Annotated in this window: 21 protein-coding genes and 1 tRNA gene; 13 read left to right on the top strand and 9 right to left on the bottom strand. The window is 61.7% G+C overall.

The window, feature by feature from the left end; all coding sequences use genetic code 11:
- Positions 1-148 precede the first annotated feature (148 nt).
- From mglB to H7R73_RS21585, 4 genes are read left to right on the top strand one after another with little or no spacing between them, the layout of a single operon-like run.
- Positions 149-1,135, top strand: a complete 987-nt coding sequence (mglB, locus tag H7R73_RS21600; protein WP_010676016.1) for a galactose/glucose ABC transporter substrate-binding protein MglB — start codon at positions 149-151, stop codon at positions 1,133-1,135.
- Positions 1,136-1,188: 53 nt separating this feature from the next.
- Complete coding sequence (mglA, locus tag H7R73_RS21595) at positions 1,189-2,709, top strand: galactose/methyl galactoside ABC transporter ATP-binding protein MglA (protein ID WP_010676015.1); 1,521 nt, start codon at positions 1,189-1,191, stop codon at positions 2,707-2,709.
- Positions 2,710-2,724: 15 nt separating this feature from the next.
- On the top strand, positions 2,725-3,735 hold the full coding sequence (gene mglC, locus H7R73_RS21590; RefSeq protein ID WP_010676014.1) for a galactose/methyl galactoside ABC transporter permease MglC: 1,011 nt from the start codon (positions 2,725-2,727) through the stop codon (positions 3,733-3,735).
- A gap of 57 nt (positions 3,736-3,792) precedes the next feature.
- Entirely contained in the window at positions 3,793-5,526 is a 1,734-nt protein-coding gene (locus tag H7R73_RS21585; protein ID WP_039039635.1) for a methyl-accepting chemotaxis protein, read from the top strand.
- Between the two features lie 742 nt (positions 5,527-6,268).
- On the opposite strand, the gene H7R73_RS21580 is transcribed toward H7R73_RS21585, so the two are convergent.
- Positions 6,269-6,445: a hypothetical protein gene (locus H7R73_RS21580; protein WP_010676012.1), complete on the bottom strand. Its 177-nt coding sequence runs from the start codon at positions 6,443-6,445 to the stop codon at positions 6,269-6,271.
- A gap of 745 nt (positions 6,446-7,190) precedes the next feature.
- On the opposite strand from H7R73_RS21580, the gene arcA reads away from it, so the two are divergent.
- From arcA to H7R73_RS21560, 4 genes are all read left to right on the top strand, one after another.
- Entirely contained in the window at positions 7,191-8,411 is a 1,221-nt protein-coding gene (gene arcA / locus H7R73_RS21575; RefSeq protein ID WP_010676011.1) for an arginine deiminase, read from the top strand.
- 62 nt (positions 8,412-8,473) lie between these two features.
- Entirely contained in the window at positions 8,474-9,400 is a 927-nt protein-coding gene (gene arcC, locus H7R73_RS21570) for a carbamate kinase (protein ID WP_103260933.1), read from the top strand.
- Positions 9,401-9,478: 78 nt separating this feature from the next.
- Positions 9,479-10,483 (top strand): ornithine carbamoyltransferase, encoded by a 1,005-nt coding sequence (gene argF / locus H7R73_RS21565; protein WP_103260932.1) that lies wholly within the window; start codon positions 9,479-9,481, stop codon positions 10,481-10,483.
- 121 nt (positions 10,484-10,604) lie between these two features.
- Complete coding sequence (locus tag H7R73_RS21560) at positions 10,605-12,011, top strand: YfcC family protein (RefSeq protein WP_010676008.1); 1,407 nt, start codon at positions 10,605-10,607, stop codon at positions 12,009-12,011.
- A gap of 154 nt (positions 12,012-12,165) precedes the next feature.
- Here the strand turns inward: H7R73_RS21560 and H7R73_RS21555 are convergent, their stop codons facing one another.
- From H7R73_RS21555 to H7R73_RS21540, 4 genes are all read right to left on the bottom strand, one after another.
- Entirely contained in the window at positions 12,166-12,657 is a 492-nt protein-coding gene (locus tag H7R73_RS21555; protein WP_039039633.1) for an arginine repressor, read from the bottom strand.
- 218 nt (positions 12,658-12,875) lie between these two features.
- Complete coding sequence (pyrI, locus tag H7R73_RS21550) at positions 12,876-13,340, bottom strand: aspartate carbamoyltransferase regulatory subunit (protein ID WP_010676006.1); 465 nt, start codon at positions 13,338-13,340, stop codon at positions 12,876-12,878.
- 16 nt (positions 13,341-13,356) lie between these two features.
- Positions 13,357-14,277, bottom strand: a complete 921-nt coding sequence (pyrB, locus tag H7R73_RS21545; protein ID WP_010676005.1) for an aspartate carbamoyltransferase — start codon at positions 14,275-14,277, stop codon at positions 13,357-13,359.
- Positions 14,278-14,551: 274 nt separating this feature from the next.
- Positions 14,552-15,094 (bottom strand): hypothetical protein, encoded by a 543-nt coding sequence (locus tag H7R73_RS21540; RefSeq protein ID WP_103260930.1) that lies wholly within the window; start codon positions 15,092-15,094, stop codon positions 14,552-14,554.
- 202 nt (positions 15,095-15,296) lie between these two features.
- On the opposite strand from H7R73_RS21540, the gene H7R73_RS21535 reads away from it, so the two are divergent.
- A tRNA-Trp gene (locus H7R73_RS21535) sits at positions 15,297-15,373 on the top strand.
- Between the two features lie 209 nt (positions 15,374-15,582).
- Positions 15,583-16,953, top strand: a complete 1,371-nt coding sequence (locus tag H7R73_RS21530; protein WP_182951409.1) for a phosphatidylserine decarboxylase family protein — start codon at positions 15,583-15,585, stop codon at positions 16,951-16,953.
- A gap of 54 nt (positions 16,954-17,007) precedes the next feature.
- Here the strand turns inward: H7R73_RS21530 and H7R73_RS21525 are convergent, their stop codons facing one another.
- The gene (locus H7R73_RS21525; protein ID WP_103260928.1) at positions 17,008-17,880 is read right to left on the bottom strand and encodes a LysR family transcriptional regulator; all 873 of its coding nucleotides are present in this window, start codon (positions 17,878-17,880) and stop codon (positions 17,008-17,010) included.
- A gap of 100 nt (positions 17,881-17,980) precedes the next feature.
- On the opposite strand from H7R73_RS21525, the gene H7R73_RS21520 reads away from it, so the two are divergent.
- Positions 17,981-18,478 (top strand): lactoylglutathione lyase family protein, encoded by a 498-nt coding sequence (locus H7R73_RS21520; RefSeq protein WP_041209527.1) that lies wholly within the window; start codon positions 17,981-17,983, stop codon positions 18,476-18,478.
- A 200-nt stretch (positions 18,479-18,678) separates the two neighbouring features.
- Positions 18,679-20,568: a methyl-accepting chemotaxis protein gene (locus tag H7R73_RS21515; RefSeq protein WP_103260927.1), complete on the top strand. Its 1,890-nt coding sequence runs from the start codon at positions 18,679-18,681 to the stop codon at positions 20,566-20,568.
- A 324-nt stretch (positions 20,569-20,892) separates the two neighbouring features.
- Here the strand turns inward: H7R73_RS21515 and H7R73_RS21510 are convergent, their stop codons facing one another.
- The 3 genes from H7R73_RS21510 to H7R73_RS21500 are packed head-to-tail and all read right to left on the bottom strand — an operon-like array spanning position 20,893 to position 22,779.
- Positions 20,893-21,336 (bottom strand): GNAT family N-acetyltransferase, encoded by a 444-nt coding sequence (locus tag H7R73_RS21510; protein ID WP_042015636.1) that lies wholly within the window; start codon positions 21,334-21,336, stop codon positions 20,893-20,895.
- Positions 21,333-21,854 carry a lipocalin family protein gene (locus H7R73_RS21505; protein WP_041211937.1) on the bottom strand — a complete coding sequence of 174 codons (522 nt, stop codon included), beginning with the start codon at positions 21,852-21,854 and terminating at the stop codon, positions 21,333-21,335. Before H7R73_RS21505 ends, H7R73_RS21510 begins: the two co-directional genes overlap by 4 nt.
- Before the next feature lies 1 nt (position 21,855).
- Positions 21,856-22,779, bottom strand: coding sequence for an AraC family transcriptional regulator (locus tag H7R73_RS21500; protein WP_010675998.1), 924 nt, complete (start codon positions 22,777-22,779; stop codon positions 21,856-21,858).
- A 118-nt stretch (positions 22,780-22,897) separates the two neighbouring features.
- On the opposite strand from H7R73_RS21500, the gene yqhD reads away from it, so the two are divergent.
- Positions 22,898-24,058: an alcohol dehydrogenase gene (yqhD, locus tag H7R73_RS21495; RefSeq protein ID WP_010675997.1), complete on the top strand. Its 1,161-nt coding sequence runs from the start codon at positions 22,898-22,900 to the stop codon at positions 24,056-24,058.
- The last annotated feature ends 451 nt before the right edge of the window (positions 24,059-24,509 follow it).

The raw sequence follows: 24,509 nt of genomic DNA, 5'->3' as shown, positions 1-24,509 counted from the left end.
TTACGGCTATGTAACAGAGTGTAAACGTTTTCATTTTGTTGCCAGGATCACAGACCGCCTCACAACAAACTGATTACATTAGGCTGGCGCCAGTTCAAACGGTGTACAGCATTCCCTACAAAAAACAGATAGAGATCGGAGCATAACAATGAAAAAACTCACGACAGTTGCCACCTTGCTGATGGGACTGATGGCGGGAGCCCAAGCCCAGGCCGATACCCGTATCGGGGTCACCGTCTACAAGTACGACGACAACTTCATGGCCGTGGTGCGCAAGGCCATCGAGAAAGAAGCGGCGGCCACCCCGGGTGTGGAACTGCTGATGAACGACTCCCAGAACGACCAGTCCAAGCAGAACGACCAGATCGACGTGCTGCTGGCCAAGGGCGTGAAGGCCCTGGCCATCAACCTGGTTGACCCGGCGGCGGCCCCTGTCGTGATTGAGAAAGCCCGTGCGGACGAGATCCCCGTGGTCTTCTACAACAAGGAACCGAGCGCGGCCGACCTGGCCAGCTATGACAAGGCCTACTACGTGGGCACCGACTCCAAGGAGTCCGGCATCATCCAGGGCCAGCTGATCGCCAAGCACTGGAAAGCGCACCCCGAGTGGGATCTGAACAAGGATGGCGTCATCCAGTTCGTGCTGCTCAAGGGTGAGCCTGGTCACCCGGATGCGGAAGCCCGCACCACCTACGTCGTCAAGACCTTGAACGATGGCGGCATCAAGACCGAGCAGCTGCACATGGATACCGGTATGTGGGATACCGCCATGGCCAAGGACAAGATGGACGCCTGGATCTCCGGTCCGAACGCCAACAAGATCGAAGTGGTCATCGCCAACAACGACGGCATGGCGATGGGCGCCGTGGAATCCCTGAAGGCCCAGGGCAAGACCGCCATCCCGGTGTTCGGTGTTGACGCCCTGCCGGAAGCCCTGGCCATGGTCAAGAGCGGTGCCATGGCCGGTACCGTGCTGAACGATGCTGCCAACCAGGCCAAGGCCACCTTCGAGCTGACCAAGAACCTGGCCGAAGGCAAGCCGGCCGGTGAAGGCACCAACTGGAAGATCGACAACAAGGTCGTCCGCGTTGCCTACGTGGGCGTAGACAAAGACAACCTGTCCCAATTCGAGTAATTCCTCCCCTCAGGGCAAGGGAGATCCCCTTGCCCTCTTTTCAACCAGATGTGATGGCTGATATGACAACACGGCAACAATCAGAATGGCTGTTGGAGATGATTGACGTCAGTAAGAGCTTTCCTGGCGTCAAGGCACTCGATAATGTCAATTTACGGGTCCGTCCTCATTCTGTGCATGCGTTGATGGGCGAGAATGGCGCAGGGAAGTCCACGCTGCTCAAGTGCCTGTTCGGCATCTACGAGAAGGATCAGGGCAAGATCTTCTTCAAGGGACAGGAGATCAACTTCACCTCGTCCAAAGAGGCGCTGGAGAATGGCGTTTCCATGGTGCACCAGGAGCTGAACCTGGTACTGCAACGCACCGTGATGGACAACATGTGGCTCGGCCGCTATCCCACCAAGGGACTGTTTGTCGACCACGGCAAGATGTATCAGGACACCAAGCATATCTTCGAGGAGCTGGACATCGACATCGACCCCAGGGTCAAGGTCGGCACCCTGTCGGTTTCCCAGATGCAGATGATCGAGATTGCCAAAGCATTCTCCTATGACGCCAAGATCGTCATCATGGACGAACCCACCTCCTCCCTGACCGAGAAAGAGGTCAACCATCTCTTCAAGATCATCAACAAGCTCAAGGAGAAGGGGTGCGGCATCGTCTACATCTCCCACAAGATGGAAGAGATCTTCCAGCTCTGTGACGAGATCACCATATTGCGGGATGGCCAGTGGGTGGCGACCCAGCCCCTCAAGGGCATGACCATGGATCAGATCATCGGCATGATGGTCGGCCGCGAGCTCACCCAGCGCTTCCCGGAAAAAACCAACCAGCCCAAAGAGGTGATCCTCGAGGTCGAGCACCTGACGGCCAAGAACCAGCCTTCCATCAAGGACGTGACCTTCAACCTGCACAAGGGGGAGATCCTCGGCATCGCCGGTCTGGTGGGGGCCAAGCGCACCGACATCGTGGAGACCCTGTTCGGCATCCGCGATCGCAGCGAAGGGACCATCAAGCTGCACGGCAAAGAGGTGGCGAACCACAACGCCCACGAGGCGATCCAGAATGGCTTCGCCCTGGTGACCGAGGAGCGCCGCTCCACCGGGATCTATTCACGCCTCGACATCGCCTTCAACTCCCTGATCGCCAACATGGACAACTACAAGGGATCCATGGGGCTGCTCAGCGACAACAAGATGAAGAGCGATACCCAGTGGGTCATCGACTCCATGCGGGTCAAGACACCGACCCAGCAGACCCAGATCGGCTCCCTCTCCGGTGGCAACCAGCAGAAGGTGATCATCGGTCGCTGGCTGCTGACCCAGCCCGAGATCCTGATGCTGGATGAACCGACCCGGGGTATCGACGTCGGCGCCAAGTTCGAGATCTACCAGCTCATTCTGGAGCTGGCGAAGAAGGACAAGGGCATCGTCATCATCTCCTCCGAAATGCCGGAACTGCTCGGCATCACGGACCGCATCATGGTCATGAGCAATGGCCGGGTCGCGGGGATCGTCAACACCAAAGAAACTGACCAGAGCGAGATCCTGCGCCTGGCATCTCTGTACCTATAAAGACAGGAAGACATTATGGAGTCGGCTAAAAATTTCAATCTGATGCAGGCGCTCAAAGAGAACGGCATCTATGTGGTGTTGCTGGTGTTGCTCATGATCATCGTGATCAAGGAGCCCTCCTTCCTCAGCCTCACCAACCTCAGCAACATCCTGACCCAGTCCTCGGTACGGGTCATCATCGCCCTCGGGGTGGCGGGCATCATCATCACCCAGGGTACAGACCTGTCCGCCGGTCGTCAGGTCGGTCTGGCGGCGCTGATCGCGGCCACCATGTTGCAGGCCCTGACCAACGTCAACAAGGTCTTCCCCACCCTGGGGGAGGTGCCCATTCCGGCGGTGATCCTGCTGGTGTGCGTGGTGGGGGCCCTGATTGGTCTGGTCAACGGCCTGATTGTCGCCTACCTGAACGTGACGCCCTTCATCACCACCCTGGGCACCATGATCATCGTCTACGGCATCAACTCCCTCTATTTCGACTCCGTGGGGGCCTCCCCGGTGGCCGGGTTTGATCCTCGCTTCTCCAACTTTGCGCAGGGCTTCATCCGGATTGGCGGGTTCAAGCTCTCGTACCTGACCTTCTATGCGGCCATCGCCAGCGTCTTCGTCTGGGTGCTGTGGAACAAGACCCGCTTTGGCAAGAACATCTTCGCCATCGGCGGCAACCCGGAAGCGGCCAAGGTGTCCGGCGTCAACGTCGCCGTCAACCTGGTGGTCATCTATGCCCTGGCCGGTGTCTTCTACGCCTTCGGCGGCATGCTGGAAGCGGGGCGGATCGGCAGTGCCACCAACAACCTCGGCTTCATGTACGAGCTGGATGCCATCGCGGCCTGCGTGGTGGGCGGGGTGTCGTTTGCCGGCGGTGTGGGAACTGTCGCGGGTGTGATCACCGGCGTACTTATCTTCACGCTGATCAACTATGGTTTGACCTACATCGGTGTCAGCCCTTACTGGCAGTTCATCATCAAGGGCGGCATCATCATCCTGGCGGTAGCCCTGGACTCCATGAAGTACGCCAAGAAGAAGTAAGCATTGGCAGGGAGGGCCGGGTCATCCCGGCCCTTTCTCTTTGGAGGGACCCATACCATGGCATTCAAAGTCAAAATCAACGTGCTGTTGCTGCTCGCCATTCTGGTCACCATCGGTACCGCCTGGTTCAGCGTCAACCACTTCATCAGCGGCTACATCCGCACCCAGGCCACCCAGAACATCAACGAGCAGATCACCCTGGTCAGGGAGAAGCTGGCGGGTGACATCAACCAGAAGGTGCTGCTGGCCGCCAACCTCAACCTCGGGGTGACCAGCGTCAAGAAGGCGCTGCAGGAGACCGGCTTTCACAACATCGTCAAGCTCATTGGCGACATGGCATTCGACGCGAACGGGGTCATCGACGACAAGGCCAGGGTGGACGCCCTGCGCAAGCTGATCCCCGCCGCCAACAATCAGATCACCGTCAGCCCGCTGGAGCAGCTGGACGGCAAACCCGTCATCTCCATCCTGGTGCCGCGCGGTGCCGACTCCGCCTACCTCTACTACCTCGACATGAGCGAGTTCAAGACGCTGCTGACCAAGGTAAGCGGGGAAGGGCGTTACTTCTCCCTCACCGACAGTCAGGGACAGGTGCTCTACAGCAGCAAGCCCCAGGGAGAGAGCGAGAGCCGCCCCAACAAGCTGGATATTCGCGGCAGCGAGTGGACCCTGACCGGTTATGTGGATCTCGACTATATCCGGGCCATGACCCAGGCGCTCAACGGCAAGATCACCCTGGCCCTGCTCGGAGTGGCGGCGCTGGTACTGGCCCTCTCCATGGTGGCCCTCAACCTGGCCTATAGACCCATCCTCTCCCTGCGCGACCTGGTGCAGGAGCTCTCCCAGGGCAATGGGGATCTGACCCGCCGGCTCACGGTGACCAGCAAGGATGATCTCGGCCAGATCTCGGCGGGCATCAACCGTTTCATCGAGCAGTTGCAGGGCATGATGGGGGAGGTGAGACAAGCGAGCGGCCAGCTCAATGAAGGGATATCGGCATTGGCGAGGCAGACGGGGTCGGCCCAGGGCCTGCTGGCGGAGCATGTGCGGGAGACCGAACAGGTTGTCACCGCCATCAACGAGATGAGCCGTACTGCCGTCTCGGTATCGGAGAGCGCGGCCAATACTGCCCAGCTGACCGGCCAGAGCCAGCAACTGGCCAACCAGTCGCGTCAGGTGGTGGATCAGGCCATGGCCAGCGTCACTGCGCTGGTGACGGAGGTGGAGGCCACGGCACACTCCATCGAAGCCATGCAGCAGGATGTGCAGCAGATAGGCTCGATTCTCGGGGTCATCGGTGGCATCGCAGAGCAGACCAACTTGCTGGCCCTCAACGCCGCCATCGAGGCGGCCCGGGCTGGTGAACAGGGGCGGGGGTTTGCGGTGGTGGCGGACGAAGTGCGCTCTCTGGCGGGACGCACCCAGAAGAGCACTGCCGAGATCCAGACCATGCTGACCCGGCTGCAACGGGGCACCCAGACCGTGGTGGCCGCCATGGGCAACACCCGGCAGAGTTGCCAGGATGCGGCGGAAAACACCAGCAAGGTGAATGCGTCACTGGATCTGATGGCAGGAGAAGTGGTGGAGATCAACGATCTCATCAGCCATATCGCCACGGCCGCGGAGGAGCAGAGTGCCGTTGCCGAGGAGATCAATCGCAACATGAGTGCCATCGCCGAGGTGATCACCCAGCTCAAGGGGAATGGCGAGCGCACAGTGGACAGCTCGAACGCCATGCAGCGCACCTATGACAGGCTGCGGGAGATAGTGGGGCACTTCCGGCTGGAATAGCGCCGGCTGGGCGAGTCCCGGGTACCCTGGCCAGCAATATCGTGGCCGGGGTGACCCATCAGCGGGCAGACGTGAAAAATACCCAAAAAAGATGGGGGCGACTTGCGTCGCCCCCGATAGTCTTATCGCTCATATCCTTGAACGAAGTTGCTCCCTGCAATCCCTGACTATACCTCTTCCTTTAGGTTTCCCCTTCCCAATCCTTTGAGGTGTCCTTTAGCCATCATGGCCTGACGAGTCATCCGTTCCCGTCGCACTTTCTCCGTCCTGGGAGGTGTCCTTTACCACATCCTGTGGTGAGTCCATTTGCCCAACCCTGGCAGCCAGTCTTCCTGACCGACTTCATTGCGTCCGTGCAGGAGTAACTATAAGGATTTCGCGCAGGGCGACAATGACATGCTGAAAAACGTTTTATTCAAACTGGTTTCCCGCGAAAGGATAATGAAGTTATCTTTTTTAAAATCATGGTTTTAATGATCTCTCATGCTGTTTTTTTACGCGCATCTTCCGACTATGGCGAGAATTTTGTTGGCACTTTGCTTACGCAGTCGATGGCGAATATCTCACAAGGCGTTTAACTGCGGTTCAGAATCCGGGGAGACCGGTCAGTGTCGATCGCAGATGAGGGTGGAGGAGGGCAACGGGCATGATGCAGGTGGCGTGGTCCGGATCCCATTCAGGAGATAAAGGAGGGAAAGCGGGGGTGACCCAAGAGGAGATCGCCTCCCCTTGGGCGAGAGGGTCAGGGGTGCTGGCTGCCACCGTACCATTGGCATAGGTAGGCGGGTACCAGCATCTGGGGTGCCTGGTCAACGTGACAGACCACCAGCGGCATGGCGGGGGCTCCCTGGGCATGCACCAGGGCCGGTGTCATGGGCAGGACCAGGGCGACGAGCAGAAACAGCGACGGGATCTTCATGGTTATCTCCTTGGTGACGGGAACGAATGTGACAAGCATCACTTTTTGAGTTAAGGCGAACCCGAAATCGGTGCAAGGTGACTGAAAAAATTCAACTAATGAAAAAACTTTGAATCCCGGTTGCACACCGGTCGGTGAAAAAGTCGCCATCAGGATGCGTGCAAAATGCATATCCATATAAAAGAGATAGTGCACACGACTTGGCGATGAGGCTCGCCATCTGGCCCGGACGGGCCGCCATGATCTGGGACAAGAGATGGATTATTCAGCGATAAAGGAGCAGGTGATTATTTATGTGAGAGCAAACGGGATGATAAGCGAGGATAAATTCAAAGGTGGGTGAACTTTATTCAAAAAATGAGTGTTTTGGTTTTAATGCATTGATTTATTTGATTTTTTTATTGGTGGCTATCCATTTGTGGATACCGTAGATGAATGAAATTGCGCTCTTTGTGGAATATGTTGGGGCTTTATTGCGTATTTATGCCGGATGGAGGGTGAGGGAAATGTCAGATATGTAAACTCCATCATAAATTAACTTCTGAATTTATGCAGTCTAGGGTGAATGTGATCAATGTCCAAGTTTGGTGGAGTTGCCAGACCTAATCTCTGCGTCGAAAGGCAAGGGCAGGATAGAACACAAGCCGAGTACCATACATAAAGAATATCCCGCCTTAGCCACGAGCCTGAATAGAAGGAATCTATTCAATCACTCGCAGGGACCACTGCTAGACGGAATATCATCATGAGCAAATTTTATGTGGGTTCTGAAGTTGGCCAGTTGCGCCGTGTCATGTTGCACCGCCCCAACCTCAGTCTGAAGCGTCTGACCCCTTCCAACTGCCAGGATCTGCTGTTTGACGACGTCCTGTCCGTGGAACGTGCCGGTCAGGAGCACGACAAATTCGCTCAGGTACTGCGCGATCAGAATGTCGAAGTCTTCCTCCTGACCAATCTGCTGGCGGAAACCCTGGACGTGCCGGAAGCCAAAGCCTGGCTGCTGCAACACCAGGTCTCCGACTATCGCCTCGGCACTGCCCTGGCCAACGACGTGCGCTGCTTCCTGGCGGACATGCCCCACCGCGAGCTGGCCCGCATCCTCTCCGGCGGCCTCACCTACTCCGAGATGCCCTACAGCGGCGTCAACATGGTGGTCGGCATGCATGCCCCGACCGATTTCATCATCGAACCGCTGCCCAACCACCTCTTCACCCGCGATACCTCCTGCTGGGTCTATGGCGGCGTCTCCATCAACCCCATGGCCAAGGCCGCCCGTCGTCGCGAGACCAACCACGTGAAGGCCATCTACCGCTGGCACCCGCAGTTTGCCGGTCAGGAGTTCATCAAGTACTTCGGTGACGAGGAGCGCGACTACGACAACTCCACCATCGAAGGGGGCGACGTCCTGGTCATCGGCCGTGGCGCCGTGCTCATCGGCATGTCCGAGCGCACCACGCCGCAAGGGGTGGAGCATCTGGCCCGCAGCCTGTTCAAGCACGGTCAGGCCAAGCAGGTCATCGCCATGGAGCTGCCGAAACACCGTAGCTGCATGCACCTCGACACCGTCATGACCCACATGGATGTCGACACCTTCTCCGTCTATCCGGAAGTCATCCGCAAGGATGTGAACTGCTGGAGCCTGACCCCGGGCGGTGCCACCGGGATGAACATCAAGGAAGAGGGTTACTTCGTGACCGCCATCGAGAAGGCGCTGGGGGTGGATCAGCTCAGGCTCATCACCACCGGCGGCGACAGCTTCGAGGCCGAGCGGGAGCAGTGGAACGACGCCAACAACGTGCTGACCGTGCGCCCCGGCGTGGTGGTGGGTTACGAGCGCAACACCTACACCAACGAGAAGTACGACAAGGCCGGCATCACTGTGCTGCCCATCCCGGGTGAAGAGCTGGGACGTGGCCGCGGCGGCGCCCGCTGCATGAGCTGCCCGATGGAACGTGACGGCATCTGACAAGACGGCGTGGCGCCGGCAGAGGCTGGCGCCACACACACCCGAACTCGAGAGTAACACCCATGAAAAAACCAACTGTCGTCGTCGCCCTGGGGGGCAATGCCCTGCTCCGCCGCGGTGAACCTCTGGAAGCCGACATCCAGCGCAAGAACATCGCCACCGCCGCCAAGACCATCGCCCGCATCGCCGAGGATTACAACGTGGTGCTGGTGCACGGCAACGGCCCGCAAGTCGGCCTGCTGGCCCTGCAGAACAGCGCCTACACCAAGGTCTCCCCCTATCCCCTGGATGTGCTGGGTGCCGAGTCCCAGGGCATGATCGGCTACATGCTGATCCAGGAGTTGAAGAACCTGATGCCGAGCCGCAACGTCACCGCCCTGCTGACCCAGGTGCAGGTCGATCCCCAGGATCCGGCGTTTGCCAACCCGACCAAGTTCATCGGCCCCGTCTACGAAGAGGCGGAAGCACGCACCCTGGCAGAAGAGAAGCACTGGGTGGTCAAGGCAGACGGCAAGTTCTTCCGCCGCGTGGTGCCGTCCCCGCTGCCCCAGCGCATCGTCGAAGGCGACGCCATCGAAACCCTGATTGCCCAGGGTCACCTCATCATCTGTACCGGTGGTGGTGGCATCCCGGTGACCTGGGATGGCCAGAGCCTGACCGGCATCGAGGCCGTCATCGACAAGGACATGTCTGCCGCCTACCTGGCCAAGCAGATCAAGGCCGACGCCCTGCTGATCCTGACCGACGCCGATGCCGTCTATCTGGATTGGGGCAAGCCGACCCAGCGTCCGCTGCGGGTCACCAGCCCGGACGAGCTGGCTGGCGTCAAGTTCGATGCCGGCTCCATGGGGCCCAAGGTCGAAGCCTCCTGCGAATTCGTCAAGGCGACCGGCGGCATGGTCGGCATCGGCTCCCTGGAAGATGGCCTCGCCATCCTCAAGGGGGAAGCCGGCACCAACATCGTCGCCACCAATACCGTCAATGCCTGAGCCAAGGCTCTGGTCTGAACAACTGCGTAGTCAATGACACTGCCAAATTGGTCTGAACAAATATAGAGAGAACTCATCATGGCTTTTAATCTGCGTAACCGTAACTTCCTGAAACTGCTGGACTTCACCCCACGCGAAATCCAATACATGATCGATCTGGCCATCGACCTGAAGAAAGCCAAATACGGTGGCTATGAGCGCAAACACCTGACCGGCAAAAACATTGCCCTGATCTTCGAGAAGACTTCCACCCGCACCCGCTGTGCCTTCGAAGTGGCGGCCTTCGACCAGGGCGCCCAGGTCTCCTACCTCGGCCCGAGCGGTTCCCAAATCGGTCACAAGGAGTCCATGAAGGACACCGCCCGGGTGCTGGGCCGCATGTATGACGGCATCGAATACCGCGGCTACGGCCAGGAGATCGTCGAAGAGCTGGGGGCCCACGCCGGTGTGCCGGTCTGGAACGGCCTGACCAACGAATTCCACCCGACCCAGATCCTGGCGGACTTCATGACCATGCTGGAGCACGGCAAGGGCAAACGTCTGGATCAGATCAAGTTCGCCTACCTGGGTGACGCCCGCAACAACATGGGCAACTCCCTGATGGTGGGTGCCGCCAAGATGGGTATGGACATCCGCCTGGTGGCGCCGAAAGCCTTCTGGCCGGAAGAGGAGCTGGTTGCCACCTGCCGCCTCATCGCCGAAGAGACCGGTGCGCGCATCCACCTGACCGAAGACGTGAAAGAGGGTGTGCTGGGTGCCGACTTCCTCTACACCGACGTCTGGGTTTCCATGGGTGAAGCGAAGGAAGCCTGGGATCAACGGGTCAAACTGATGACCCCGTATCAGGTCAACATGGATGTCATCAACGCGACCAAGAACCCGGATGTGAGGTTCATGCACTGCCTGCCGGCGTTCCACAACGACGAGACCACCATGGGCAAGGAAGTGGCCGACAAATATGGCATGAAGGGCCTGGAAGTGACCGAGGACGTGTTCGAATCCGAGCACAGCATCGTGTTCGACGAGGCGGAAAACCGGATGCACACCATCAAGGCAGTGATGGTGGCTACGCTGGGCGACTGACGTCGTCAGTGGTGCCGGGGGGTGACCCCCGGCTTTTCAACCATGTGACAGCGGCATAATACCTCCAACCCTACGACCCGCAGCCTGCATGGATACCACACCCACAGAAGGAAGCTGGACCATGACCAAATTCAAGTTCCCGTCAGCCTACACGATACTGTTTGTGCTGATCGCCCTGGTGGCCGCCCTGAGCTGGATAGTGCCGGCCGGCAAATACGAGATGACCATGAACGAGGCCCTCGGCAAGGAAGTGCCGGTGGCCGGTACCTACAAACTGGTGGATGCCAATCCCCAGGGGATCGTCGACGTGCTGCTGGCACCCATCGACGGTCTCTACAACCACGACACCTACGAGGCTGGCGCCATCGACGTCTCCCTCTTCATCCTGATCATCGGTGGCTTCCTTGGCATCGTGACCAAGACAGGTGCCATCGATGCCGGCATCGAGCGCGTCACCGATCGCCTGCGTGGCCGTGAAGAGTGGATGATCCCCATCCTGATGGCGCTGTTCGCCGCAGGGGGCACCATCTACGGCATGGCGGAAGAGTCCCTGCCGTTCTACACCCTGCTGGTGCCGGTGATGATGGCCGCCCGCTTCGACCCCGTGGTCGCTGCCGCGACCGTGCTGCTGGGGGCCGGTATCGGTACCCTGGGCTCCACCATCAACCCGTTCGCCACCGTGATCGCTGCCAACGCGGCCGGCATCTCCTTCACCGACGGCATCTGGTTGCGGGTCGCCATGCTGGTGGCCGGCTGGCTGATCTGCGTGGCCTATGTGATGCGTTACGCCAAGATGGTGAGAAGCGATCCCAGCAAGTCCCTGGTGGCCGACAAGTGGGAAGAGAACCGTGCCCACTTCCTTGGCAACAAGAGCGACCAGATGCTGGAGTTCACCACCACCCGCAAGATCGTGCTGGGCATCTTCGTCGCCGCCTTCGCCGTGATGATCTACGGGGTGGCCGTGCTGGGCTGGTGGATGGCGCAGATCTCCGGCGTGTTCCTGGCTGCCGCCATCATCGTCGGCGTCATCTCCCGCATGAGCGAGGAGGAGCTGACCTCCAACTTCATCGACGGTGCCCGCGATCTGCTCGGTGTGGCCCTCATCATCGGTATCGCCCGCGGTATCGTGGTGGTGATGGACAACGGCATGATCACCCACACCATTTTGCACAGTGCAGAGGGGATAGTGACCGGCCTCTCCACCATCGTCTTCATCAACGTGATGTTCGTGCTGGAAGTGGTGCTCTCCTTCCTGGTGCCCTCTTCCTCCGGTCTGGCGGTGCTGACCATGCCGATCATGGCGCCGCTCGCCGACTTCGCCAACGTGGGTCGCGAGCTGGTGGTCACCGCCTACCAGTCCGCTTCCGGCCTGGTGAACCTGGTGACCCCGACCTCCGCCGTGGTCATGGGGGGGCTGGCCATCGCCAAGGTGCCCTATGTGCGCTGGCTGAAGTGGGTGGCCCCGCTGCTCGGCATGCTGACCGTGCTGATCGTGCTCTGCCTGAGCCTGGGCGCCGTGCTGGCATGAATGCCGACAGACATAGGGACAACAACGGGAGCCTGGGGCTCCCGTTTTTTATGGCAGGCAAGGCGGGGCGCCCGGCCTCTCCGGTGGCCTGACTCCTTGCCGCGCGGGCAACAAAAAGGCGACCCCGGGGTCGCCTTCTGGCATCCAGCAGGGGTCAGCGGGCGTTTTCCAGGGTGCGCACCACGGCAGCGTGAGCCTGGCGGGTTCGGCTGATGTGGCGCGGGGCGATCAGTACCACGTCGTTGCCGGCCACGGCCCCCAGGATCTCGGGATTGGCGTTGCGATCCAGCAGGCGAGCCACCACGGTAGCGGCCCCCGGGGTGGTATGCACCAGCACCATCTGCTGGTTGTGGACCACGGCGCGCACCATGTCGTGGATGGAGCGGGTGCTGCCGGCGGGCTCCAGCTGCTCGTCCACCAGGGTGTAGACCTTCTTGCCGTTGGCGTTCTGGGCCTTGGCGACCCCGAGACGGCGCAGCAGGCGGGAGATGGTGGACTGGCTGATGTCCGCAAAACCGCGGGCGGAGAGCTCGCGGCGGATCTCCTCCTGGGTGCTGTAGCAGTGCTGACCGATGATCTGGCGGCAGGCGTCGAGCTGGGCCAGATCGGACTCTGGTTCTGCTGGGCGGCTGAGGGTGTTGACCATGGCGACTTCCTTTGGCGATGAGCGATGGCGGTCTCGCCCAGTCTGTCGTTCCGGCTTTTCATAGCGAAAAACACTAATGAGGAGCACTCAAGCAGGGGATGAGCGAGGTATATCCATTACGGGATGGCAAATTATAACCAAAGGGGGAATAAGTGATGTGACAGGGTTCAAAAATGGGCCCGATGGGGCCCACATGGATATCCTTTGTCGGCAGGAAATCAGTAGCGTTCGCTGACGATGTCCTGGGTGAAGGACTTCTCGCAGTATTTGCACTTCATCCGCACCGCCCCTTTCACCTCGCGCACCCGGAAGTAGCTCTCCACCGGTTCGTTGTGGGAGATGCAGTTGGAGTTGGGGCAGTGGAAGACCCCTTCGATGAACTCCGGCAGCGCCAGCTGGTGCTTCTTCACCACCACGAAGTCTTCGATGATGTTGACGGTGGCCTTGGGGGCGAACAGGGCGAGCTGGTTGGCCTGCTGCTCGGTCAGACGGGTGTTCTCGATCTTGATGAGATCCTTCTTGCCGAGGGCGCCGGATTTGAGGTTGAAGCCGACGGTGATCCGCTCCTGGGTCTCGATCAGCTGGAACAGCTTGAGGATCTTGATGCCCTGGCCGGCGGGGACGTGGTCGATGACGGAGCCGTGACGGATGGCTTCGACTTGCAGTTGGTTCTTCTCGGACATGATGTTCCCCTTTCCCTTAGACGGTTTCGTTCAGTACCAGTGCCAGCAGTGCCTGGCGGGCATAGACCCCGTTCTCCGCCTGCTGGAAGTAGTAGGCGTGGGGGGTCTTGTCGACGGCGACCTCGATCTCGTCAACCCGGGGCAGGGGATGGAGGATCTTCATGGTGGGCTTGGCCCCTTCCAGGGTCGCCAGCTCCAGCACGAACTTGGCGGCCATGTGCTTGTACTCGGTCTCGTCGAAGCGCTCCTTCTGGACGCGGGTCATGTAGAGGATGTCGAGCTCCGGCATCACCTCTTCCATGGTCTCGTGCACGCTGAAGCGGATGCCCTTCTCTTCCAGCTCCTCGCAGAGGTAGTCCGGCATGGCCAGCGCCTCCGGGGAGATGAAGAAGAAGCGGCAGTTGAACAGGCTCAGGGCCTGGGCCAGGGAGTGGACGGTGCGGCCGTACTTCAGGTCACCGACGAAGGCGACGTTGAGGCCGTCCAGCTTGCCTTGGGTCTCGTGGATGGAGAAGAGGTCGAGCAGGGTCTGGGTGGGATGCTGGTTGGAGCCGTCACCGCCGTTGATGACCGGCACCCGGGAGAACTCGGAGGCCAGACGGGCTGCCCCTTCCTTCGGGTGGCGCATCACCACCGCATCGGTGTAGGAGCTGATGATCTTGATGGAGTCGGCCAGAGTCTCGCCCTTCTTGGCGCTGGTGTTGCCGCCGTCGGCGAAGCCGATGATGTTGCCGCCCAGGCGCTGGACCGCGGTCTCGAAGGAGAGACGGGTGCGGGTGGAGGCTTCGAAGAAGCAACTGGCGACCAGCTTGTCTTTCAGCAGGCGGCTGTCGGGTTCGGCCTTCAACCGCTGTGCGGTGGCGACCACCAGTTCCATGTCGGACCGGGTCAGATCCGAGATGGAGATGACGTGTTTGTTATAGAGTGGATTGGTCATCGTCTGCATTCCCTTTGGCATCAATGAAGGTTTTTCCGGCACAAAAAAAAGCCCCTGAAACAGGGGCTCTTTTCAAAAAAAACGGGGGATCTGTGGGACGGGAACCGGAAACAACGGGGCCGCTCTGGTGCGCTCCACCCGTCTGCAAGGCTGCTTTTTTCATCAAAAACGGCATTGTCCTGTCCCGACCTTTTTCAAAACCGCACCGATTATAGGGCTGGTTTTTGAATTGTCAAAAATTTATTTCAGAGGCAGGATTTGGCCGGAAAAACGTTTAAGTGTCGCGAACGGGTCGACAAATCCAGAGTGCGTGCTGCGCCTGCAAGGGGGCGCCATCGGCGGCCATGCTGCGCAGGTAGCCGAGCCTGTGGTGCCCCTCCAGCAGGCAGTAGGGATGGGGCAGGGGGTGACCGTCCGGGTAGCTGCTGCCCGCCTCCGATGCCAGCACTATGATGGGTTCGGACCAGGTGCCGAGACTCAGCATCTTCTCCCCGAGCCAGGAGCGGCGCACGTAGCGGTTGCTGCGCAGCATCTCGCCCCAGCGATCGATCACCTCCATGTGGCGGGAGTCTATCTGCTCGATAATCTGCGCGGTGGGCCAGTGCTCGCACTCGAACTGGTGGCTGGCGAGATCGATAAAGCTCCAGTTGGATTCAAAACCGCGCCAATGACGGTAAATCCACTGGGCGAGCACATTGGAGGGAATGGAGGGCACCAGGGGAGAGACTCTGTCCAGATAGTCGGCCAGGGTCTCCGTCTTGCGCTCATCCCGGAAGTTGAGGGGCGCAAGCTGTTGCAGCAGTCGGTAATTGAGCATGGGCAGCCTCCCTGAGCCTGGTTTCACCCTACCCCCATTTGTGTCCCATTCCTACCCCGCCGGGGCTGCAAATACAGCAGCTTACCCCCGCTCCTTGTTGGAATTGCGGGGATCTGCTCGTCATTTGTTCGATCGCATCGAAAGTGAGAAAAAAAGCCTTTACCTTTGACCTCCGCTTTGTATACTACGCCTCGTTTGTTGCAGGGGCGTAGTTCCAATTGGTAGAACAGCGGTCTCCAAAACCGATGGTTGCGGGTTCGAGTCCTGCCGCCCCTGCCATTTTTCAGAAAGGCCAGCTCATTGAGCTGGCCTTTCGCATTTCCGGCGTTTGCCACCGCCTCCGTTAGCCTCTTTTTCCCCGCTTCGCCGCTGCCATTTCTGCCAATGGAGGCCGCTTTTCCCCTGTGCTACACCTTGCTTCCTGCCAGATGGCGCCCTCAGGCGCATCGCATCCGGCGGGCCCAAGGCGCTTCAACAAGGAGAGAGCGATGAACAAGGCAGTGGATACGCGTCACCCCCATGCCCATGCCGGTGGCTGGGTCCCCCGGGATCAGGCCCATGTGGCGCGCTGGGTACAGCGGCTGCGTCAGGCGGTCACCCGCCAGCCTCGCCCGCTGGTGGCCCCGATCGCCGGATTGAAGGCGCTGGTGGAGCAGGATCCTCTCCTGCATCAGCAGGCCCAGGGGATGTTTGACGAGGCGTGGCAGCACGAGCACAGCACGCCGCTCGGCCAGGTCCAGGTGCGCAGCTTCGATGAGTTCCTGCAACTGCTCAACGGCATCATGACCACGGCCCCGGAAGCCTATCAGGATGTGCAGACCCAGGAGCCCGCCGGGCTGATCGGATTCCCCATCAATGCCCTGCTCAACTGGCCCATGGCGACGGCCGCCGGGTATGACTTCTTTGCCAATGCGCTGGTGAACCAGCAACTGCGCAAGATCCTCGGTTACTGGGCCGACTTCCTGCAAAGTTCCGCGTCCCGTTATGTGCTGACGGGGTCGGTGAGCCCCCTGGATCGCCAGGCCCTGATCGTCCCCTGGCTCGGGGAGGTGGCGAAACGGGAGATGGTCAAGGTGGCGCAGGGGGCGCTCGGGGCCGGCGACAACCCCACCCCAGAGCGCTTCGAGGGGATCTTCCACACCGTGCCGGGAGAGGAATACGAGGGCTTCGCCAGCTGGGACGACTTCTTCACCCGCCGCTTCTGCCCCGGCGTGCGGCCGGTGACGGCCCCGGACGATGACAGCGTGATCGCCAACGCCTGCGAGTCGGCCCCGCTGCAGGTGGTGACCGGGGTAAGGCGGCAGGACGCCTTCTGGCTCAAGGGGCAGCCCTATTCTCTGGACAACCTGCTGGACTTCGACCCGCGCGCCGCCGCGTTCGAGGGGGGCACCCTCTATCAGGCCTTCCTCAGCGCCCTCAGCTATCACCGCTGGCACAGCCCGGTGAGCGGCACGGTGCGCTCGGTCAAGGTGGTCAACGGCAGCTACTACCTGGCCAACCGCCACCAGGGTTTCGACAGCCCGGCGGGGCCCGACCCCAGCGCCCCGAACCAGTCCCAGCCCTTCCTCACCGCGGTGGCGACCCGGGCACTCATCTTCATCGAGGCGGACAACCCCAAAATCGGCCTGATGTGCGTGGTGCCAGTGGGCATGGCGGAGGTGTCGAGCTGCGAGGTGACGGTGCAGCCGGGGCAGCGGATCGCGAAGGGGGAGCAGCTCGGCATGTTCCACTTCGGCGGCTCCACCCACTGCCTGCTGTTTCGCCCCGGTGTCGAGCTGGCGTTCGACTTTTACGGCCAGCCGCCGGGGCTGGAGGCGACCAACCTGAGGATCAACACGGCGCTGGCGCGGGTGACATAACCCTGCTCCCTGATGGTACAAGGCCGCCCTTGAGGCGGCCTTGTTGTTTGTCCATCAGATGGCGCCGACCTGCGTCTTGAGGGTTTCCACCAGCCGCTGGTGGCGGGCGGGGAGCGGCCACTCGGCGCGGTAGATCAGCCAGAGGGTGTCGATCACCTCAATGCTGCTCTGGATCACCCGGATCTGCTCCTGTTGGGCAAAGGCGGTGACGGCGAAGCGGGGCAGCACGGTAAAGCCGAGGCCGCGGGCGACTGGATCCAGGATCAGGCCGATCTGGTTGGTAAAGCCGCGCAGCGGGATCTCGTCGAAGCGCTGGCCGGGATAGCGTCGTCCCAGCAGGCGCTGAGCCATGCTGCGGCCATCCGGGTGGTCAATAAAGCCGAGCTGACAGAGGTGCTGCCAGCTCGGCTCCTCGCCGTCGTTGGGTACTACCAGACAGAGGGGTTCGCGGGCGAAGGGCTCGGCGGCTATGCTGGGGTGCTCCGGCGGTTGATCCACCAGTCCCAGATCGCTGCGCCCCGCCAGTACCGCCTGCACTATGTCGGGGGTGGGGGCAAAGCGGTGCTGGATGGTGAGTCCGGGATGCTCCTGTTGCTGATCGAGCAGCAGGGGATAGAGCAGCAGGCCGATGCTGCCGGGGGTGGTGAGGGTGATGGCGCCGCGGTGAGGGTCGTCATCAGAGAGACGGGCTCGCAGCTGTTCGGCGGCCTGCGCCTGCTGGCGGGCGAAGTCGAGCAGCACCAGCCCGCGCGGGGTGAGCTCCAGCTGACGGGGCTTGCGTAGCAGCAGGGGGCCGAATTCGGCCTCGAGGCGCGAGATATGCTGACTGACGGCGGCCTGAGTGAGATCCAGCCGATCGGCGGCACGGGTAAAACTGCCGGTTTCATGCACCACCACCAGGGTGTGGAGCCAGAGTGGATTAACCATAAATTTAATTTATGTATTCCATTAGTTTGACCTTATTTTTCATTATGGCGTCTCTTCCTATCATGTCACCTGTTTCCCACACACAATTTCAAAGTGACTTATGACTTACCCGCGCAACTTCTCCCACATCGGCATCACGGTGACTGACCTCGACAAGGCAGTCGAGTTCTATACCAAGGTGATGGGCTGGTATCTCATCATGCCGGCGACCACCATCACCGAGGATGACTCCGCCATCGGCGTGATGTGCAACGACGTATTTGGCCCGGGCTGGGGCTCTTTCCGCATCGCTCATCTCTCCACCGGCGACAAGATCGGCATCGAGCTGTTCGAGTTCCCCAACAGCGAGCAGCGCGAAAACAACTTCGAATTCTGGAAGACCGGGGTGTTCCACTTCAGCGTGCAGGATCCGGATGTCGAGGGGCTGGCGGCGCGCATCGTCGCAGCGGGTGGCAAGCAGCGGATGCCGGTGCGCGAGTACTATCCGGGCGAGAAGCCCTACCGCATGGTCTACATGGAAGATCCCTTCGGCAACATCATCGAGATCTACAGCCACAGCTATGAGCTGACCTACTCCGCCGGTGCATATCAGGGGTAAGTGACAGGCCGCCTTAGGGCGGCCTTGTGGTGTCTGCGGGTGTCAGCATGGAATAGTGAACAGTCTGTTGCTGGTAGTGCGTTCTGTTGTTGATAGATGAAAAAATATCAGGATTCACTAAAGACCGTTCATGATTGTGCCGACAGAACTACCAAGATGGGGGTATTCCCGGCCCCCGGCTACCACAAGGATTCGTTGTCATGACTCTCTCGTTGCGCGGCAAGCTGCTCGCGGCCAGCCTGGGGGTAGTGCTGCTGATGGCAGCCCTGCTCGGTATCGTCGCCTTCCACACCCTCAAATCCCGCACCCTTGACGCCATCCAGAGCGAGGCGGTCAACTACGGCCACGCCCACTCGGTGGCCATCGGCAACTGGCTGGCGGATCGCAAGCACGCGGTCGACGCCCTGGCCGCCGTCATTGCGCGCGACCCCGACACGGCCCTGGTGCCCCACCTGTTGCAGACCCGCACCTCCGGCGGTTTCGGCCTCACCTATTTTGGTTCGGCGCAGGGGGAGATGACCCGCCACGATCCCGCCCTCAACACCGCCAACTATGACCCCAGGGCCCGCCCCTGGTACCAGAACGCCGACAAGGCGGGCAAGCTCATCGTCACGCCGCCCTATGTCAGCGTGACCATGCAGCAGATGGTGGTGACCCTGGCCGAGCCGGTGAGCCATCAGGGCCGGGTGATTGGGGTGGCCGGGGCGGATCTCTCCCTCGACGCCCTCATCGACGAGGTGCTGGCCATGAAGGTGCAGGGGGAGGGCTACGCCATGCTGCTCGATCGCACCGGCCTCATCGTCGGCCACCCGAACAAGGAGCTGGCGCTCAAGCAGGTGGCGGAGCTGGATCCCGGTCTCACCGGGGCGGCGCTGGATGCGTGGAGCCGCGACGGCGAACTGCACGGCGCCAACCTGAACGGGCGCGAGGTGCTGCTCTCGGTGCAGGGCGTGCCCGGCACCGACTGGCTGCTCGCCATGGTGATGTACAAGGAGGTGCTGGAGGCGCCGCTCGCCTCCCTGCTGTGGCAACTGGTGGGGCTGACCCTGGTACTGCTGCTGGTGTTCGGTGCCCTGCTCATCGCCATGTTCAACTACCTGTTCGCGGATCTGGGACGGGTCTCCAGGGCGCTCGCCGACATCGCCCACGGGGAGGGGGATCTCACGGTGCAGATCGCTACCCGCAGCCAGGATGAGGTGGGGCAGCTGGCCCAGAACTTCAACCAGTTCGTGGCGCGACTGCACGGCATCGTCAGCCGGTTGCGGGACGTCACCGTCGAGCTGGCGGCCCAGTCCCGCACTCAGGCGGCGGGGGCCGAGGCCCGCAGCCAGCGGGTGCGCCAGCAGCAGGACGAGATCGTCATGGTGGCGACCGCGGTGACCGAGATGGCCTCCGCCACCCAGGAGATCGCCGGCAACGCCGAGTTTGCCGCCAACACCGCCGGCGATGCGGTGCGCCTCGCGGTGGCCGGCCAGTCCCAGGTCGGCCAGAGCCAGCGGAGCATCACGGGGCTGGCGGGGGAGGTCTCCGACGCCAGCCAGACCATCCACGAGCTGGATGGCCACGCCCAGCAGATCAGCGGCATTCTGGCCACCATCAGCGGCATCGCCGAGCAGACCAATCTGCTGGCCCTGAACGCCGCCATCGAGGCGGCCCGGGCCGGGGAGCAGGGGCGCGGCTTTGCCGTGGTGGCTGACGAGGTGCGGGTGCTGTCGCGCCGCACCCACGACTCCACCGCCGAGATCCAGCAGATGATCGAGGCGCTGCAGCAGACCACCCGCAAGGCGGTGGGCGGCATGGAGACCAGTCGCCAGCTGGCGGGCACCAGCGTGGAGGACGCCGAAGCGGCGAATCTCAGCCTGGGCAGGATCAACGAGGCCATCGGCGCCATCAGCGACATGGCGACCCAGATCGCGGCGGCGGCCGAGGAGCAGACCTCGGTGACCGGCGAGATCAGCCGCAACACCGAGAATATCCGCCACGTCTCCCAGGCGCTGGCGGCCCAGGCCGGCGAAGAGGCCGCCCAGGCGGCCCAGCTCAAGTCTCTCACCGAGCGGCTGGAGCAGGAGATCGGGCGCTTCCGGCTCTAGGCTGCGACCCGGATGTGACAAAGGCGACCCCGGGGTCGCCTTTATTCATTCTGTGTATGGATATTATTTCGCCATGCACCCGCTGAATAATGCCGGGTCCTGGCCCGGCAATCGGCCAGGCCAGGGGCTCAAAGGGGCTTGATGTAGCTGTAGAACTCGATATCCCGCTGGTAGCCGTGCCCTTCGTAGAGGGCCTGAGCCTGCCCAGATGTGACAAAGGCGACCCCGGGGTCGCCTTTATTCATCCTGTGTATGAATATTATTTCACCATGCACCCGCTGAATAATGCCGGGTCCTGGCCCTGCAACGGGCGCAGGCAGAGGCTCAGAGGGGCTTGATGTAGCTGTAGAATTCGTTGTCCCGCTGGTAGCCGTGCCCTTCGTAGAGGGCCTGAGCCTGCCGGTTGTCGGTGGCGGTGCTCAGCATCAGGAAGGCGGCGCCCGTCTCCTGGCCGTGGCGATCGGCCCGCGCCAGCAGCGCCTGGGCCACCCCCTGCTGGCGGGCCGCCGGCGCCACGAACAGATCGTACAGCAGCCAGATGGGCTTCAGGGCGAGGGAGCAGAACAGGGGATAGAGGTGGGCAAATCCCAGCACCTCTCCCGCCTCGCTCTGGGCCACGAAGAGCACCGACTCCCCGGCGGTGCAGCGCTCCAGCAGGAAGGCTTCGGCGGCCTCGGGCCGGGCAGGCAGCCGGTAGAACGCCCGGTATTCCACGAACAGGGGGGTGACCCGGGGAATGTCCCCGGGGGTGGCCTGGAAGATCCTCATGGGGCGTTCCCCGCCGGATCCTGGCTGACCCAGATCAGCCGGTCGGTGGCAAAGCCGAGCCCCCGGGCCCGCTCGACCAGGGCCTCTACCTTCTCTTTGGGGGGATGGGGCGTGCGGGAGAGGATCCAGAGGTACTGGAGGTTGTAACTGCTCACCAGGGAGAGCTCATAGTCCGTCGCCAGCACGTTGTAGCTGCCGTAGAAGGGGCCGAAGAAGCTCACCTTGAGGCGCCCCTCGTCGCTGTCGCCCACGAAGTAGGCGCGCCCCTCGGCCTCGCGCCACTCCCCCTGTTCGTCCTGCCCCCGGTTGATCACCCTGACACCGCCGTCATCCCGCAGGCTGTAGGTGGCGGTGACCCGGTTCAGGCCGCGCTCGAAACCGTGATCGAGGCGGGCCACCTCGTACCAGGTGCCCAGGTAGCGGTCGAGCTGGAACGGCTTGACCACCTGGTGGCCGGGGGGAATGCCGGTGCAGGCGGTGGCCAGCAGGGTCAGAACGAGCAGGATCAGTGTGCGCATGTCATCCCTCCACGATACGCAGTTGTCCCGAGCGAAAGCGTGCCGCGTGTTCGCTCGGGGTGTTGCCAAAGAAGCGTTTGTATTCGCGGCTGAACTGGGAGCCGCTCTCGTAGCCTACCTTGTCCGCCGCCACCCCGGCCTTGAGGCCGTCGTGCAGCATCATCAGCCGCGCCCGGTGCAGGCGCAGGGTCTTGATGTACTGCAGGGGCGAGGTGGCGGTGGCCGCCTTGAAGTGGTGGTGGAAGGCCGAGACGCTCATGTTCGCTTCCCGGGCCAGCTCCTCCACCGTCAGGTTCTCGGTAAAGCGCTGCTCCATGATACGCAGCACCCGGGCTATCTGGCTCACCTGGCTGTGACGGCTGGCCATGGCCAGCAGGGCGGGGGCACCCCCTTCGTGCAGGGCGTGGAACAGGATCTCGCGCACTATCTGGGGCCCCAGCACCCGGGCGTGGAGCGGTTTGTCCATCACGTCGATGAGGCGCTCCACCGCGCAGAGCATGGTCTCGGAGAGGGGCACGGAGACGACGCCGCGACCCGGCTCCGCCGGGGCGGGGGCCGCGTCCCCCATCTCCAGCAGCAGGGCCTGCAGCGCCGCCACGTCGATCTCCACCGAGAGCCCCACCAGAGGGGATTCGGGGGAGGCGAAGCACTCGCACTCGCAGGGCAGCGGCAGGGTCATCATCAGGTAGTGCTCGGGGTCGTAGCGGAAGGTGAAGTCCGAGAGATAGCCCACCTTGTGCCCCTGCAGGATGATGATCATGCGCGGGCGGTAGAGCACCGGGATGCGGTCGTGATGCTCCGTGGTGTAGATGAGATGCACGCCGGGCACGGGGGCGGCGGTGATCCCCGGGTGGGGTGCCAGGGCGGCGAGTCGGCTGGCGAGGGCGGACTGGTGGGTCGCCGCGATGGGCTGATTTGTACTCATTTATCCAGGCTCAGTAGAAATAGGCAAGAAATCGGCAGAAAGCTCCCTTGATGGTAGGGGGTTATAAGAGAAAAATGCAACCCATACCTTACCGACTACGACCACCCCGGGAGATCCCATGAACAACTTCATCCTGCACACCCCCACCAAGGTGCTGTTCGGCAAGGGCCAGGTGGCCCAGCTGCGCGGCCAGATCCCCAGCGACGCCCGCATCCTCGTCACCTACGGCGGTGGCAGCGTGGTGCGCAGCGGCCTGCTGGACCAGATCCGCAGCGAGCTGGCCGGCCTGACCCTGTTTGAATTTGGCGGCATCGAGCCCAACCCCACCTACGAGACCCTGATGGGTGCCGTCGAACTGGCCCGCGCCGAGAAGATCGACTTCCTGCTGGCGGTGGGTGGCGGCTCCGTGCTGGACGGCTCCAAGTTCATCGCCGCGGCCGCTCACTACGATCCGGCCAGGGATCCCTGGCACATCCTCGAGACCGTCGGGGGCGAGGTGGCCTCCGCCATTCCTCTGGGCAGCGTGCTGACCCTGCCGGCCACCGGTTCCGAGATGAACATGGGCGCCGTCATCACCCGCAAGAGCACAGGGGACAAGCAGCACTTCTTCTCGCCCTTCGTGATGCCGCGCTTCGCCGTGCTCGACCCCGTGCTCACCTACACCCTGCCCGCCCGTCAGGTGGCCAATGGGGTGGTGGATGCCTTCATCCACACCCTGGAGCAGTACCTCACCTACCCGGTGGATGCCAAGGTGCAGGATCGCTTTGCAGAAGGGCTGCTGCTGACCCTGGCGGAAGAGGGGCCCAAGGCGCTGGTGGAGCCGGAAAACTACGACGTGCGTGCCAACATCATGTGGAGCGCCACCCTGGCGCTGAACGGCCTGATCGGAGCCGGCGTGCCCCAGGACTGGGCCACCCACATGCTGGGCCACGAGATCACCGCCCTGCACGGTCTGGACCACGCCCAGACCCTGGCGGTGGTGCTGCCCGCCTTGCTGCAGGCCAAGCGCGAGCAGAAGCGCGCCAAGCTGCTGCAATACGCCGAGCGGGTCTGGGATCTGCGCAGCGGCAGTGACGAGGCGCGTATCGACGGGGCCATCGCCGCCACCCGCGATTTCTTCGAGCGGATGGGGATCAAGACCCGGCTGCGGGATTACGTGGCCGACGCCCGGATCGACGCCCTGCTGGCCAAGCTCGAAGAGCACGGCATGACCGCCCTGGGTGAGCACGGCGACATCGACCTGGCCCAGAGCCGGCATATTTATGAGGCGGCCTGGTAAGCAGAGCGTGCCTGAAACGGGCCCAAGGCCCGGTTGCACCAGGGGGCCCGAACCCGCCAGCAGGCGGGGACGCGGCCCCCTGATCGTTGCAAAATGGTTACTTTTTCCCTTTTCATCTCATCAGATGAGCCAACGGCAGATTTCGTAAGAACAAAAAACGCTAAGGTAGAGGCTGGGTTAAACATTTTTTTTGACTGGTTGGATCACTTTTTTTAGCGCTTTTTGCTGGTATAAGCCCCTAATTTGGTTTGTTTTTTTTAATCATGGTCCGGGATGGGCTGAATTCTGTACCCGCCCGCCCGGGGTCGTGGTTGTAATAAAACTCCAAAATTTGATACTAATCACCCTCGCGCCTGAAAAGCGGGGGCCTGACCGTGACAGGAGGTCGAGGTGAAGCCTGCTGATTTTCATAACAAAGGGCCCGTGACCTGCACTTTGATCATGCCTTGTC

Origin of the sequence: Aeromonas sp. WP2-W18-CRE-05, assembly GCF_014168615.1 — a bacterium.
GTDB lineage: Bacteria > Pseudomonadota > Gammaproteobacteria > Enterobacterales > Aeromonadaceae > Aeromonas > Aeromonas caviae.
Note: the sequence above shows the minus strand (reverse complement) of the source record. Positions and strands in the feature narration are given on the sequence as shown.